Here is a 14412-nt window from a genome sequence, read left to right as displayed (position 1 = left end):
GCTTATCACATTTGGGAATCACACTCAAAATATTGCCTGACAGAGGTGCGGACAGCAAAAAAAAGACCCCCAAATGAAAGGGGTCTAAACCAAAACTTATTCTATTCGGTTACGGAGTGGTCACGGTTCCTGTGCTGCCGGAACTGGAATCACCCGGGTTTTGGAAGGTCGTTCCGTCGGTGCTCCCGGTTCCGTCACTGCTGCCATTGTCGGTCGTTCCGCCGTTCTCTGGCGGGGTTATCGTACCTGTGCCGCTATCGCCGGTTGTATCCCCGCTAGATCCGTCGCTGCCGTTATTGGCGCCGCCTCCATGGCCACTGCCGTTGTTGCCATTGGAACCGCCGTTCCCGTTGCCGTTTCCATTGCCATTGCCGCTATTGCCCGGGCCGCCGTCATTCCAATTTCCATTATTGCCGTTATCGCTCCCATTTCCGTTACCCATATCGCCGTTATCTCCGCCCTGGCCGTTGTCGGTATTGCCGTTATCCGGGTTACCGTTTCCGTCCTGACCGTTATCTCCGTTGTTCTGATCAGGCGGGGTTTGTTCGTCAGGCGGTGTATCGATCGTGATCTGCACCGTATTGGACGGATCCGACTCGGTACCCGAATCCGGGAAGTATGCCGTGACATAGTATTCGTACGTCATACCCGGCAGTGCTCCCATATCCTGGGCCGTCGTGCCGGCTACGCCATCCAGAATCAGCGAGTAGTTCGCTTCGGACGATTCTTTGCGGTAGATACGGTACTGGGCGTCGCCGGAATCTACGCCGTTCCAGCCCAGCGTAACCGTCTGCGTGTCGATGTTGTAATCGGCGCTCAAGCCGCTTACGTGGCCCTGGTTCTGATCCTGCTCAGGTTCCTTCACCGGCTCCTGATCTTTGACTTTGTCCGGAACCGGGAACTCCTTCTGAGGGAAGTCCTTCACGACCTGGTCCATGACCTTGCCCCAGAAAGCCGCCGCCAGAGGACTGCTGTTGTGCAGCAAATGCGTTTTGTCCGGCTTGTCATAGCCCATCCAAACCGCAGCGGTCAGTTCAGGCGTGTAGCCGACGAACCATACGTCGCGGTTCGATTTGACACCGGTATAACCGCTTTGCGTTGTGCCTGTCTTACCCGCTACCGGACGGTCAATTCTGGCCTTCCGGCCCGTACCGTCTTCAACGACCTTTTTCATCATTTCGGTCATTTGGTATGCGGTATTTTCGCTCATGACTTTCTTAGCGCTGTCTTTATGCTCATAAACCAGCTTTTCGTCGCTGTCGACGATCTTCTTGATCGAGTACGCCTCGTTCATCTTGCCGCCGTTGGCAAAGGCGCTGTACGCCTGAGCCATTTCCAGCGTGTTCGTTCCCTTGCTGATACCGCCGAGCGCCATCGCAAGGTTCTTGTCATCTTCGGTCAGCTGAATGCCGAGGGATTCCGCGAATTTGAAGCCGGTATTTACCCCGATTTGGTTCAGCAGCCATACAGCCGGAATGTTCTCGGATTTCTGGATCGCTTCGGCCATGCCGATCGTATCCGAGTATCCGTGCAGGTTGCCTGGGCAGTAGCTGCCGAAGCACTGCTTCTTGTTGCTGAGCGACGAGTACATATCAAACTTGCCGCTTTCCAGTGCAGGCGCGTACGAGACGATCGGCTTAAAGGCCGACCCCGGCTGCCTGCGGCTGTTCGTGACACGGCTGTAGCCGCCGCGCGTATAATCCCGTCCACCGAGCAGAGCGACGAGCGCTCCCGACTCCTGGTTCATGATGACCATGGAGCCCTGCACCGGCTGGTCATCCGGGCTTTTCTCGAAGTTCGATTCGTCTGCAAACTCTTTCTCCAGCACTTTCTGGGCATTCGCATCCATCGTCGTATAAATTTTGTATCCGCCGATGTTCAGATCGTCTTCGCTGAGCCCGGTAACGTCTTCCGCCTCATTCATGACATAGTCCATGAAGTTCTGATACTGCAGCTGTTTTTTCGGCGGTTTATACGTATATTCGACTTTTTTCGCGGCGTCGGCCTCTTCCTGCGTGATGTACCCTTCCTGGGCCATCAGGTTCAGCACGACGGCGCGGCGCTGCATAGACAAGTCCGGATTGCGCACCGGATTGTATTTCGAAGGACCCTTTGGCATAGCCGCCAGGGTGGCCATTTGCCAAACCTTCAGCTGATTCAAATCGCTTACGCCGAAATAATACTTCGACGCTTCCTTGATTCCGTAGATTTGCCCGCCGAAATTGATCCGGTTCAAGTACATCGTAATGATGTCGTCCTTGTTCATGTTCCGTTCCAGCGCCATGGCGATGGACACCTCGGTCGCCTTCCGGAAGAACGTTTTGTCCCGGGTCAGAAAAATGTTTTTGGCGAGCTGCTGCGTAATGGTACTGCCGCCTTCGACCTTGGATCTGGCGATGACGTCCTTGACGGCCGCCCGGCCGATCGACCACAGATCGACACCGCTGTGCTCATAGAAGCGTTTGTCCTCTGTCGCCACAAAAGCCTCCTTCAGCAGCTTCGGAATATCCTCGCTCTGGACCGGATCGCTCTTCTGCAGGGACAGCTCGCCCATCAGATTGCCGTTGCGGTCGAATACCTTAGATGTTTCGTGTACGGTCAGCTTATCCTTGTTCGCCTGCAGCAGGCGCTCCCCGTTGACCGTAATATACAAATATCCGGCAAGCGCACAGAAGATAGCAAATGCACAGGTGAAAAATAACGTCCAAAACACGCGCTTTCCGGATATTTTTTTCTTTTTATTCTTGGTTGTCTTTTTCATTGTCTTGGGCTGTTCTTTGTTTCTATCAGACCTCGACAGCTTGTTGTTGTCCATGGTACCCTCCTGACTCCCTTTTTGATTTCTAAGCTCGGAATGAAAAGAACAACCCTTGCAGGTTGCTCCGCTCCATTTCCTATGCTTACAGAATGAACGTCTATAACGGATTTACCCGCATCCCCGCCATTCTATACTCTTTAACGAAAGTCATTTGAAAAAGTTTCAGCTATGAGGCTTGTCCTGTTAAATTATACCTCGTTCTGGGTTTCCTGCATCAGGGATACATTGCGTTGAGGCGTAACCGTTGAAATCGCATGCTTGAACAGCATTTGCTGCTTGCCGTCCGTATCCACCACGACGGTGAAGTTGTCAAACGCCTTGATTAAGCCTCTGATTTGAAATCCGTTCACAAGAAAAATGGTGACAGGGATGTTTTCTTTGCGAAGCTGGTTTAAAAATGTATCTTGGATATTGATGGATTTGTTCATTAGCCGTACCCCCAACGATTCAATTAGATTGTTTTGAAGTATATTCAAGATTTAAGAGAAACTTTCCTGCTATTATATCACGGATTGCGGCGAAATTCGCGAGAAAATTTCCCGTGTCCGTGACGTCCACCCACTGGATTTCCTTCATGTGGCGGAACCAGGACAGCTGGCGTTTGGCAAACCTGCGCGTATCTCTCTTCAAAATTGCAACAGCCTCTTCCAGGGTAGCTTCACCCTGCAAATATGAGATGATCTGTTTGTAACCCAGTCCCTGCATCGAGACCAGATCCGGTCCGTAGCCCTTATCCAGCAGAGAAGAAACCTCTTCTACCAAACCCTGCTCCAGCATCTCATCGATACGGGCTTCAATACGTTTATATAGCATTTGCCTATCCATTGTCAAACCGACCAGGCATAATTGATACGGCGATTCCCGGGTTTGGCTCTTCAACTGGGCCGAAAGAGGGATGCCCGTCAAATGATAGATCTCAAGCGCCCGAATAATGCGCCTTTGGTCATGGGGATGCAGCCTCAGGGCGCTCTCCGGGTCGACTTCCGCCAGCCGGGCATGAAGTGCCTCGGCACCGTAACGCTCCGCATAGTCGGCCTGCTCCTGCCTGAACGCCTTGTCCTCTCCCGCTTCGGCAAACTGAAAACCGTAGCAGACCGATTCCACGTACAGACCGGTTCCCCCGACGATAAAAGGCAGCTTGCCCCTGGCATGGATATCCGCAATCAGCCGGGAACATTCTTCCTGAAACTCGGCGACTGAGTAGGCTTCGTCCGGCTCGTGTATGTCGATCAGGTGATGAGGGATGCCCTGCATCTCTTCTTTGGTAATTTTGGCTGTCCCGATGTCCATCTGGCGGTAGACCTGCATGGAATCCCCGGAGATGATTTCGCAGCCCAGCGCCTTGGCGATCTCAATGCTCATTTTGGTTTTGCCGACGGCCGTGGGGCCGATCAGCACCAGCAGCCGCGGCTTCGTCTCAGTTGTCAAGCGGTCGGTCAACACATATCACTCCATACGAAATTTTTGAATGCGGCCGGTCGACCGGCACGAAGCCGAGACGGGCAAATTCGCCGCTGCCTTTTTTCTCCTTCAGCACAACGGTCTTGCGCGCGACCCGGACGGCTTCGCGGATGCTCTCCGGCTGCAGCGGGTCGCTGTTGGCAAACCCGCGCAGCGGACTGATGGACGAAGAATCCATCAACGGCTCGCGGAACATCGGGTCGAAGTATACAATGTCCACGCTGTTGTCCGGCTGTTTGCGCAGCACGTCCAGATGATGGCCGCAGGCCACCCGGATCCGGCGCATGGCGTCATCCACCTCGGCCAGGCCGGAACGGTAGTGAGCCAGCCCTTCGGCAAGCAACGCCGCCAGGGCCGGCGAGCTTTCAACCGCGGTGACATGCGCGCCGGGCCCTCCTTGGACCGCAAATACGAGCGAATCCGACCCGAGGCCTGCCGTACAGTCGAGCACCGTGTCCCCCGCAGTCATCGACGCCGCGTCCAGCATCGGGTCGCTCTCGCCCTTGAGCAGCCGCTTGGCGCGGACAAAGCCCATGCTGGGATGAAACTCCATCGGCGGACTTCCCGGCCTGACAAGCCTCGCTCCACCGTCCAGCACGACGATGATTTCGTCATCGCCGTGCATTTTGGCCATTCTTGTTAATGGGGTGTGGCTTCTCGGGACATATTTGCCCCCCGTCTCGTTGGCCAGGGCGACCGCCCTGCCTACGATCGATTCAGCCGCTTTATCCCCCGTCGTAATAATCATGACAATCTCCAATCCTGTATAAAATCGGGCACCAGCCAAGCAAATGCGCTGTTGGTTTAGTTATACACCTTAATTCGTTTTATGAACCGTCCTTCTCCGTCACTTTCCGCTGCCCGCGTTGTTGAACCGCCTGCCGCGTTACATAACGCGCTTAAACAGTTTTTCCAGGTCATAGGTCGAAAAGGAAACGACGATCGGCCGCCCGTGAGGGCAGGTATAAGGTTGACGGCATGCCGCAAGGCGGTCCAGCAGCGTCGTCGCTTCCTGCTCGGTCAGCTTCTGGTTCGCCTTGATTGAAGCTTTGCAGGAGCAGAGAATGGACGACGTCTCGCGGAGCTTGGCCAGATCGATGCTCCGCTCACTGAGGACCCATTCGGCCATCTCTTCGATCAGCGCCTTCTCCTCCCCTTTAGGGAACCAGTATGGATGGGAAACCACGCGGAAGGTTTGCCCGCCGAAATGCTCCAGATATACGCCGACCTGCTCAAACCAGTGCAGTTTCTGCGTCAGCTGCTCCGACTCCGACGGCGTAAACTCCAGCGTGATCGGCAGCAGCAGCTCCTGGGAGGCATCGGCCGGACGGCCGAATTTCTCGTAATAGAATTCGTAATTGATCCGCTCATGCGCTGCGTGCTGGTCGATCAGGAACAGCCCGTCCGCGTTCTGGGCGATCAGGTACGTCCCGTGATGCTGGCCGATCAGCGTCAGCTCCGGAAAAGGCGGAATTTCGGGCGGCGCCTCTGTGCTCGCCAGCAGCCGGCTGGCCAGCGCTGGATTCGAGCTCTGCGATACCCGCCCGCTCTGCGACAAGTTCAGCCGGTATCCGGGAACCGTATTTTCGCGTACCGTCTCGCGCGCAGAATACGGAATCTTCTGCTGCGCATAGGCAGCTTCACCGGGGTTGCGCACGCTTCCTGCATTCGGGCTGCTCTGACCGGAATAGCCTTGCTGCGCCGGTGCCTGTGCACGCGGGCCGGAGAGGCCCGTGCCGGCGCTTTCCGGCCCGGCAGCTAGAGGCGACTTCACCGGCAAGCTGCCTGATGCGCTCACCGGAGTGAGGGAGCCGTTAGCGTCCGAATTTCCGGTGTGACCGGCTGGGCCGGGATCCTGCGTCAGCGGGACTTCCCCGCCGTCCATGAGCCCGTCCATCGGACCGGCCTGCGGGGCCGGGCTTTTGGAGAAGTGAAATTGCTCCTGAATAAACGATCCTTTATCCTTACCGCCGATGCTCTGCTTAACCGGCTGCGGAATGAGCACTTCCTGCCGGAGCACCTGATGGATGCTGCTCTCCACGAACGGGAACAGCTCCTGCTCTTTGCTGAAGCGCACCTCCAGCTTGGCCGGATGCACGTTGACGTCCACCAGGGACGGATGCATCTTGACTTCCAGGACGGCGAGCGGGTAGCGGTTGATCGGCAGCAGCGTATGGTACGCCCGCTGAATGGCCTGATTCAGGCCGTAGCTGCGGATGTACCTCCCGTTGACGATGATCGAGATCCCATTCCGGTTCGAACGGGTCCAATCCGGACGGCTGACGTACCCGTCGATCGTAAAGTCGAGGTTCTCCGCATGGATCGGCAGCAGTGCCTTGGCGGCCTGCCGGCCGTATATGGCGGCGACCACCTGCAGCAGATCCCCGTTCCCCACGGTCTGCAGCAGCACGTTTCCGTTATGCCGCAGCGTAATCGCGATCTCCGGATGCGACAGGGCGATGCGGTACATGTAATCGGAAATATGCCCCAGTTCCGTCTGGATCGTCTTCATATATTTCAACCGTGCCGGCGTGTTGTAGAAGAGTTCCCGGACCGTCAAGTCGGTTCCCTTCGGCGCCGCCGTGTCCTCTTCGGTCACGAGCCTGCCGCCTTCGATGACGATTCGCCGCCCGAGCCCGTTATCGGCGCTCGCCGTGACCAATTCCACTTTGGCCACGGCGGCGATGCTCGGCAGCGCCTCGCCGCGGAACCCGAGGCTCGTGATGTTAAACAGATCCCTGCTGTTTTCGATTTTGCTCGTCGCATGGCGGTAAAAGGCGGTGCTAACGTCTTCCGGCTCGATCCCCGAGCCGTCGTCGGTTACGCGGATGCTTTCAAGCCCGCCCTCCTCTACCGTGACTTCGATTCGAGAGCTTCCGGCATCAATGGCGTTCTCCACCAGTTCTTTCACAACCGAGGCGGGACGCTCAACCACTTCGCCGGCCGCTATCTGGTTGGCTATGTGCTCGTCCAAAACGCGAATTTTCGCCATACCGTTCCCCCATTTCAAAAAAAGATATGAACGGACAATCGGCCTTGTCCCACTTGTTTACAGATCCTTTGCCTTCATTTTCAGCTCGTTCAGCAGCTGCATGGCCTGCAGAGGCGTCATGTTCATGACGTCGGCGCTCTTCACCGATTCCAGGATTTGCGTTACCGCTGGATGAACCGGCTGCGGTTCAGGAGCGGCAACACTTCGCTTCACCGGCTCCAGCTCCTCATCCCCGAATATCGAGAGCTGTACGACTTCCGCAACGCTTGACTCTCCCCGGCCTGAAGCCGTCTCCTGAACGGAAGCTCCGACGGCCGGTTCGGCGTGCCCTGCTTCCGCATCCGTCAGCGAACGTTCCCATTCACCAGCATCCGCCCGCTCCCTGAGCTGTACCGGCGGTTCAGCCTTGGTCGCTTCTGCGGCCGCAGCGGTCTGGGCCGCGCTTTCCTCAAGGCCCTGCAGCAGCGTGTATGCCCGTCCAATAATGGACGACGGCAGCCCGGCCAGCCGGGCGCAGTAGATGCCGTAGCTGCTGCCGGCAGGCCCGGCGATCAGCTTCCGCAGGAAGTGAACCTTATCGCCGCTCTCCTGCACAGCCATGGAGTAATTGCGCAGGCTCTGCAGGCTGTCCTCCAAATGCGCAAGCTCGTGAAAATGGGTCGATACGAGCGCCTTGCAGCCGATCGTATCATGGACATATTCGATCACCGCCTGGGCGATGGCCATGCCTTCGCTGGTCGACGTGCCCCGCCCCAGCTCGTCGATAATGATCAAGCTGCGCGGCGTCGCTTTTTCGGTCATGACCTGAATGTCGGCCATTTCCACCATGAACGTGCTCTGGCCGCCGATCAGATCATCCGCCGCTCCGATCCGGGTAAAGATCCGGTCCACGAGCGGAATTTCCGCCGCCTTGGCCGGCACGAAACACCCGATTTGCGCCATGATCGAGATCAGCGCCACCTGCCGCATATACGTACTCTTTCCTGCCATATTCGGCCCAGTAATGAGCAAAATCGCCGCTTCCTCCCGGGTCAGCCGGGTCCCGTTGGCAATGAAGGAGGCGTCCTTCATCACCGCCTCGACCACCGGATGGCGCCCGTTCTCTACGACCAGGTCATAACCTTCGGTCAGCTTGGGTTTCACAAAGCCCTGCTCCGCGCTGACGGCTGCCAGCGACTGATAGACGTCGGTGACGGCGACCTTCTCGGCGAGTGCCTGCAGCCGCGGGATTTCCGCGCTCAGCCGGTCCCTTAGTCCGCTGAAGAGGGAATATTCGAGGTCCACCATTTTGTCCTGGGCTTCGAGAATGAGCCCCTCTTTCTCCTTCAATTCCGGCGTTACGAACCGCTCGGCATTGGCCAGCGTCTGCTTCCGTTCGTACCGGCCTTCCGGGAGGGTGCCCAGATTCGATTTGGTCACTTCAATGTAATACCCGAACACTTTGTTGAATCCGACCTTCAGCGAGCGGATGCCCGTCGCTTCACGCTCCTTGGCCTCAAGCTCGGCGATCCAGCGTTTGCCGTTCACGCTGGCTTCTCTGAGCTCGTCCAGATGATCGTGATAGCCCGGCTTGATCAAACCGCCGTCCCTCACAGATACGGGCGGATCGTCGACGATCGCCGCGCCGATCGCTTCATAAAGATCGCGGCATTCGTCCATCTCCGCCGCCAGCTTCCGCAGGGTGGAAGACGCTGACGACGCGCACAGCTCCTTCAAGGAAGGAATTTGCGCCAGCGACAGCTTGAGGGCGTTCAGGTCCCGCCCGTTCGCATTGCCGAAAGCGATTCTTGCGACCAGCCGCTCCAGATCGTAAATGTCTTTCAGCGCAGCCCGCAGGTCTTCCCGCAGGATAAACTGGTTGTAGAGATGCTCCACGGCTTCCAGGCGCTCTTCGATCGGCCCGCGGTGCAGAAGGGGCTTGTCAATCCATCTGCGCAGCAGCCGGGCCCCCATCGACGTTTCGGTCCGGTCCAGCAGCCAGAGCAGCGACCCTTTCTTGGATCGGTCGCGCACCGTCTCGACGAGCTCCAGGTTTCGCCGCGTGAACGGATCGAGAATCATGTAATGGCCGGGTTCATAGGGCGAAATTTGCGTCAGCTGGCCGAGCGAACGCCGCTGCGTCTCGCTCAGGTATGAAATAAGCACGGCCACGCATGCCTGCCGCTCCGGATCAAGCCGGGCCCAGGCCGATTCGCCGAACTGCGCGCGGACCGTCTGCTCCTCCCTTTTCTCCCATGACGTGTAGACGACCGGCCGGCTCCACTGGAGCTGTTCCGCCTTGATCAAATCCAGCATCTTCGGGTCCCCGATCACTTCCGCCGGTTCGTAGATGCCGATTTCGTCGCGCAGCCACTCCACGGATGCGGGCATGGAAGTCACGTACAGCTCGCCTGTCGTCAGATCGCAGGCCGCCAGCGACATCATGCGGTCGGTCTCGGTCACGCATACCAAATAGTTGTTGGATTTGTCAGCTACGTTTTTGCCTTCCATGATCGTCCCCGGCGTCACGACGCGGACGATGCCGCGCTTGACCATGCCTTTGGTCACCGCCGGGTCCTCCAGCTGCTCGCAAATGGCTACTTTGTAGCCCTTCTCGATCAGCCGCTGTATGTAACTCTCAGCCGAATGGTAGGGAACCCCGCACATCGGGATTTTTTCGTCCCCGCCGCCTTCCCGGCCGGTTAACGTAATTTCCAGTTCCCGGGAGGCCTTTAAGGCGTCCTCGAAAAACATTTCGTAAAAATCGCCCAGGCGGAAAAACAAAAACGCATCCTGGGCTTGCTGCTTGATTTCCAAATATTGTTCAATCATTGGCGTATACTTGGCCATGAGGTACCTCCAGACTTCACTTGTGCTCACGCCCTATTATAACAGAAAGTAAGTGGGCGGGAATCAAGGTTCGACCGGAATGTTCCACAGCGGCCGGATATCCCTGCTCTCGTTCCACGTTGTTCCCCGCTCGATATGCGCCAGGAGCGGTTCGATAGAGCCGGCGTAATTGCCGTAATCCGGCAGCTGCCGGATCTCACCGAACAGCGGCCGAACAGCTGGCTTCAGCACCTCGCGGTCACCCCGGTAATACGCCCGGTGCACCCGCTCGCTCGCGTCCAGCGGCCGCATCTTCAGCGCTCTGTAATGGCTGACGATCAAATAGGAGAGGTACACCACCCCTTTGGCCAGCAGGGGAGACACAAGAAAGCTCGGCAGCGTGCGGTATTCGAAGCCGCCGTGCGGCTGGCGGCGAAAGTCGCCCAAATAGCCGTATTTGGGCCGCCGCGCCCGGCTGTTCTCGTCTTCGAGCAGTGAGACGGGCAGCGTCAAGTAGTTATCCAGCGCCCGCAGCAGCTCCGGGGTAAGCACAATGCCGCTGAAATGCAGATGCCCGCCCAGCGGCAAACCGGGTCTGGGCATGCCCCCCGCCTGCCAGATGAGCGACCGGTCCCCGATCATCCGGCCGGCGGCCTGCATCGTGAACATCAGGCGCTTGAGCAGACCGGTGGGGTCCCCGCTTGGATCCGGGCGAAGCTCGGCGATGGGGAAGGTCGTAAAGCCCTCGCCGTGGACGGCGTCGCAGCCGACCTCCCCCTCCCGGTCCAAAAACCGGGATGCGGGAACCATCTCGTTGCTGCCCGCATCCACAAGCACAAACTCCGGATCCATGCCCATCACGAGGCGGATCCCTTCCTCCTCTTCCCGCCGCAGCCGGCGGGCAAGCTCCGTCTCCGCCCGGTCATAACGTGCCTTGATGCGCGGATCTTTGAGTCCGGAGGAAGGCGTGACACGCTCAACGCCGAACTTCCGCTCTCCGGAGGAAGCCAGCACGACTTCGCCCGAGTCCAGACCAAGCGTATAAAGGGCCCGCACCGCCGCCTTCTCCAGGCGGGCATACAGCCCGATGAGCGGTGCCTCACCCGCGTGGGCCGAACCGACGGGAACACGCAAGCCGTCTGCGCTTCCCTCGACGCGCTTCAAGTCAACGGCTTGCAGGCAAGTGACGTTAACGGCGTATCTTCGCCGGTATCGGGCGGACTCCCGGGCAGCCGCGTCCTCTTCCGGCAGCAGGAGGGAGCTGATGCCGGAACGGACCAGACGGGCATGCTTGACCCGGTCGGGCCAGCCGGCATACCGGGCTTCTTTTTCCTCCTCTGTCACCCTCATCCCCCCCTCACTCGCTGAAAATAAAATAAAAAAAGGAGGGCATCCGCCCTCTTCGCCGCCGCTCTCCCGGCATATAGTACATCATACCTCTTTTCCTTGCTCTACGAATTACAGCTCATCATCAAGGGAATCGGGATCGAGATCCTCATAGTCCCCATCGTCGCCATCGAATTCGAATTCTTTGTCGTCGTAGTCGCCATGGCCGCGGCTGCACACCAAAACACGCACCTTGGTCTCGGCGACGAGCTCGACCGCAAATTCCCGCTCCACGCGGATGATGACATTGCCGCCTCCCGAAGAGACACTGGCTTCAACGCAGCTCGGCTCCTGCGTGGCCTCCGCAGAGACTTCGACGGTTGAAGCCCGGTGTTTCGGATCCAGGTAAGACAGCGGTACGAATTCTACATAAGATACCGTTTCTTTGGCAACGTCAGTTTGGGAGTTTTTGTCGTAGGAATACCAGATGTTGCAATCGTAAGTACCAATAACTTCAATTCCGTCGCCTGCGGCAACCGCTTCGTACTGATGGTTTATAATCCATGCCCCCAAAATACTGGTAGGATTATGAGGCGGAGTCACGGTATGTGTTACGGTAGAGAACTTACGACCCTTGCCGCAGATCGCTTTCGTGATGATCTCTCTACATTGATGTTTATCGCTTAATGACATCTTTGAACCTCCTCCATACAATCATTCACTTAAGTGTATGCAGGACATAGGCATTTGTTGATTAAACGAGCATAAATGAATGAAATATTATTGTGATCGCCCGGCTAGAATAGGAATAATGCTATGACGCGAGCGCCGAAATACCTTGGCTGGCCTGCATTTTACGGCCCTTATAATCTAGTCTGAAACTTTTCGTCACTCTACTTTATGCGGCTTTCATTGTATAAAAACCCCTTGGCAGCTGCCAAGGGGTTTCTTTGCGTTTTCAGGACTCGGCAGAGGGTTTTCGCAACTTGCCCGGTGCCGGCGTCTTATTTTTTTTCGCGATTTTCAAATATTGTCCCAGCTCACGAATCAGCTGCAAAATGGCCGATCTGACTTCAAACTCCTCCCGCGTCGCCGGAAGCTCCATTTCCTTAAATTCCTTCTCGAGGGCGACCAGCAGCTTCTCCGTGCGTCCCGTGTAGTTTTCCTCCGTTACGTCCCGGCTGAGCTGTTCGAACAGCTCGGCCACGTCATCCGCCTGCGGGAGCTTCTGATAGACGTGGGAAATGAGCTGCAGCATATTTTGGATCGACTCCAGCTGCTCTTTTCTCATATAAAAATAGATGGTCCACGACTCGTCAGGGTGCAGCACCTGGTTTTCCATCTCCCGGCTCGCGGCTTCCTTGCCGCTCTGAATCGCTTTTCCCGCGGCGATGAGTTCATGCCCGTCCCATACGTAGGAAGGGTCGCGAAGGGTTAGTGCGATCTGTCTGAAGATTTTTGAAAACTGCTCATCCACCCGCCTGCGGATCGACGTCATTTGCTCAGAAGCCGGGGGCATGTACACCATGTTGACGAGCATGGCCGAGCCAAGCCCGATCACGAGCAGCTCAACTTGCGTCACGATGACATCCGTGCTGACTTCCGCACTGCCAAAAACCCGGAACACTACGACCGAGCTCGTAACGATGCCTTCCTTGAAGTTCGCCCGGGTGATGGCCGGAAAGGCGATCAGAATATATATCGCGAGCACCCAGTAATGGAAACCAAGCAGTTCAAATAAAATGCAGGCAAAGAACAGTCCAAGCAGCGAGGCGAAAAAACGTGCGGATACCGTCTTCAGGCTCCTTTTTCGCGTCACATCGACCCCGAGCACGGCCAGGATCCCCGCCGACAGCGGTCCCGTCACGCCGCACGCATCCGAGACCAGAATGGCCATCAGCGTCGCAATAGCCGTTTTAATAATACGAAAACCCATGAAACCGCCTCTCTCTATACATGTTGACGTATTTCATGGTACTTGATTTTGATGCTTCACACAACGTGACATGGATATGAAATTTTCAGAAATACATTCAATGTTAATCAAAAGCCGGTGAGGCTGCGGTCCGGGAAAGGGCAAAGGCTCTATGCCACAGCAAGTATATCCGCACCCATCTTCTCTTTCCCGTCCCTGCAGTCCCGGCCCTTCCAGGCTGCTCCCTACTGCCGATGCGCAAGCAGCTTTCTTTCAATATAAACGACCAGCTGGTACATAGCCGTGGCGACGACCGCGATGATCATCAGGCTGGCAAGTACCAGCGTAAAGTTGAACACCTGGAATCCGTAAATGATCAAATAACCGAGACCTATTTTTGCGACAAGAAACTCGCCGACGATCACGCCGACCCATGCCATGCCCACATTGACCTTGAGCGTGGAAATGATGGTCGGAAACGACGCCGGGAGGATGACCTGGTTGAATATCTGCCTCCGGGTTCCACCAAACGTGCGGACGACCTTGACCAGGTTCGGGTCCACTTCCTTGAATGCGTTATAAACGACCAGCGTTGTCACAATGACGGTAATCGACAGCGTCGTAATGGTGATGGCCATAAAGCCTGCCCCAAACATCACGATGAAGATCGGACCAAGCGCCACCTTCGGCATGCTGTTGAACACGACCATATACGGATCCAGCACTTTTGAAAGAAACGGCGACCACCAGATTAAGACAGCAAGCAGCGTCCCAACGATCGTTCCCAGCAAAAATCCGACGACTGTCTCGCCTACCGTCACGCCCAAATGTCCCCACAGCTCTCCGCTGACCGCATCCTTCCAAATTTGCGCGAATACCTTGCTCGGATAGCTGAACAGCAGCACGTCGATCCATTTCAAACGTCCGGCGACTTCCCACAAGGCAAAGAACAGCACCAGAATGGCCATCTGAACGGACAGGACCTGTGTCCGCAGCTTACGCTGGCGGCGCAAATGAGCTTGATGCAGAGCATCGAGGCTGGAACCCCGGTCCCTCCGGATCACTTCATCCGATCTAAGCACACTATTCATA

General features: G+C 56.8%; 10 protein-coding genes. All 10 read right to left on the bottom strand.

The annotated features are described in order from the left end of the window. Nucleotides 1-109: 109 nt before the first annotated feature. The gene (locus tag K2F33_RS19555) at nt 110-2815 is read right to left on the bottom strand and encodes a penicillin-binding protein 1A (protein WP_263878310.1); all 2706 of its coding nucleotides are present in this window, start codon (nt 2813-2815) and stop codon (nt 110-112) included. A gap of 191 nt (nt 2816-3006) precedes the next feature. Next, nucleotides 3007-3246: an RNA chaperone Hfq gene (gene hfq / locus K2F33_RS19550; RefSeq protein WP_076171204.1), complete on the bottom strand. Its 240-nt coding sequence runs from the start codon at nt 3244-3246 to the stop codon at nt 3007-3009. Between the two features lie 19 nt (nt 3247-3265). Beyond that, the gene (miaA, locus tag K2F33_RS19545) at nt 3266-4246 is read right to left on the bottom strand and encodes a tRNA (adenosine(37)-N6)-dimethylallyltransferase MiaA (protein WP_076171764.1); all 981 of its coding nucleotides are present in this window, start codon (nt 4244-4246) and stop codon (nt 3266-3268) included. Further along, nucleotides 4236-5027 (bottom strand): class I SAM-dependent methyltransferase, encoded by a 792-nt coding sequence (locus K2F33_RS19540; protein WP_076171202.1) that lies wholly within the window; start codon nt 5025-5027, stop codon nt 4236-4238. The genes miaA and K2F33_RS19540 overlap by 11 nt, the downstream gene beginning before the upstream one ends. A gap of 138 nt (nt 5028-5165) precedes the next feature. Beyond that, nucleotides 5166-7271: a DNA mismatch repair endonuclease MutL gene (mutL, locus tag K2F33_RS19535; protein WP_263878309.1), complete on the bottom strand. Its 2106-nt coding sequence runs from the start codon at nt 7269-7271 to the stop codon at nt 5166-5168. Between the two features lie 57 nt (nt 7272-7328). Then, a complete protein-coding gene (mutS, locus tag K2F33_RS19530; RefSeq protein WP_263878308.1) occupies nt 7329-10100 on the bottom strand; it encodes a DNA mismatch repair protein MutS in 2772 nt (923 codons plus the stop codon). 63 nt (nt 10101-10163) lie between these two features. Then, the gene (locus tag K2F33_RS19525) at nt 10164-11423 is read right to left on the bottom strand and encodes a putative amidoligase domain-containing protein (RefSeq protein WP_263878307.1); all 1260 of its coding nucleotides are present in this window, start codon (nt 11421-11423) and stop codon (nt 10164-10166) included. A 114-nt stretch (nt 11424-11537) separates the two neighbouring features. Next, on the bottom strand, nt 11538-12098 hold the full coding sequence (locus K2F33_RS19520) for an outer spore coat protein CotE (RefSeq protein ID WP_089547919.1): 561 nt from the start codon (nt 12096-12098) through the stop codon (nt 11538-11540). Between the two features lie 265 nt (nt 12099-12363). Beyond that, nucleotides 12364-13341 carry an aromatic acid exporter family protein gene (locus tag K2F33_RS19515; RefSeq protein WP_076171192.1) on the bottom strand — a complete coding sequence of 326 codons (978 nt, stop codon included), beginning with the start codon at nt 13339-13341 and terminating at the stop codon, nt 12364-12366. Between the two features lie 224 nt (nt 13342-13565). Beyond that, nucleotides 13566-14411, bottom strand: coding sequence for an ABC transporter permease (locus K2F33_RS19510; protein WP_263878306.1), 846 nt, complete (start codon nt 14409-14411; stop codon nt 13566-13568). Nucleotide 14412: the final 1 nt, after the last annotated feature.

Origin of the sequence: Paenibacillus sp. PSB04 (genome assembly GCF_025809195.1) — a bacterium.
Lineage (GTDB): Bacteria > Bacillota > Bacilli > Paenibacillales > Paenibacillaceae > Paenibacillus_AQ > Paenibacillus_AQ favisporus.
The sequence above is the reverse complement of the archived record's forward strand: the minus strand, read 5'-3'. Positions and strand labels throughout refer to the sequence as shown.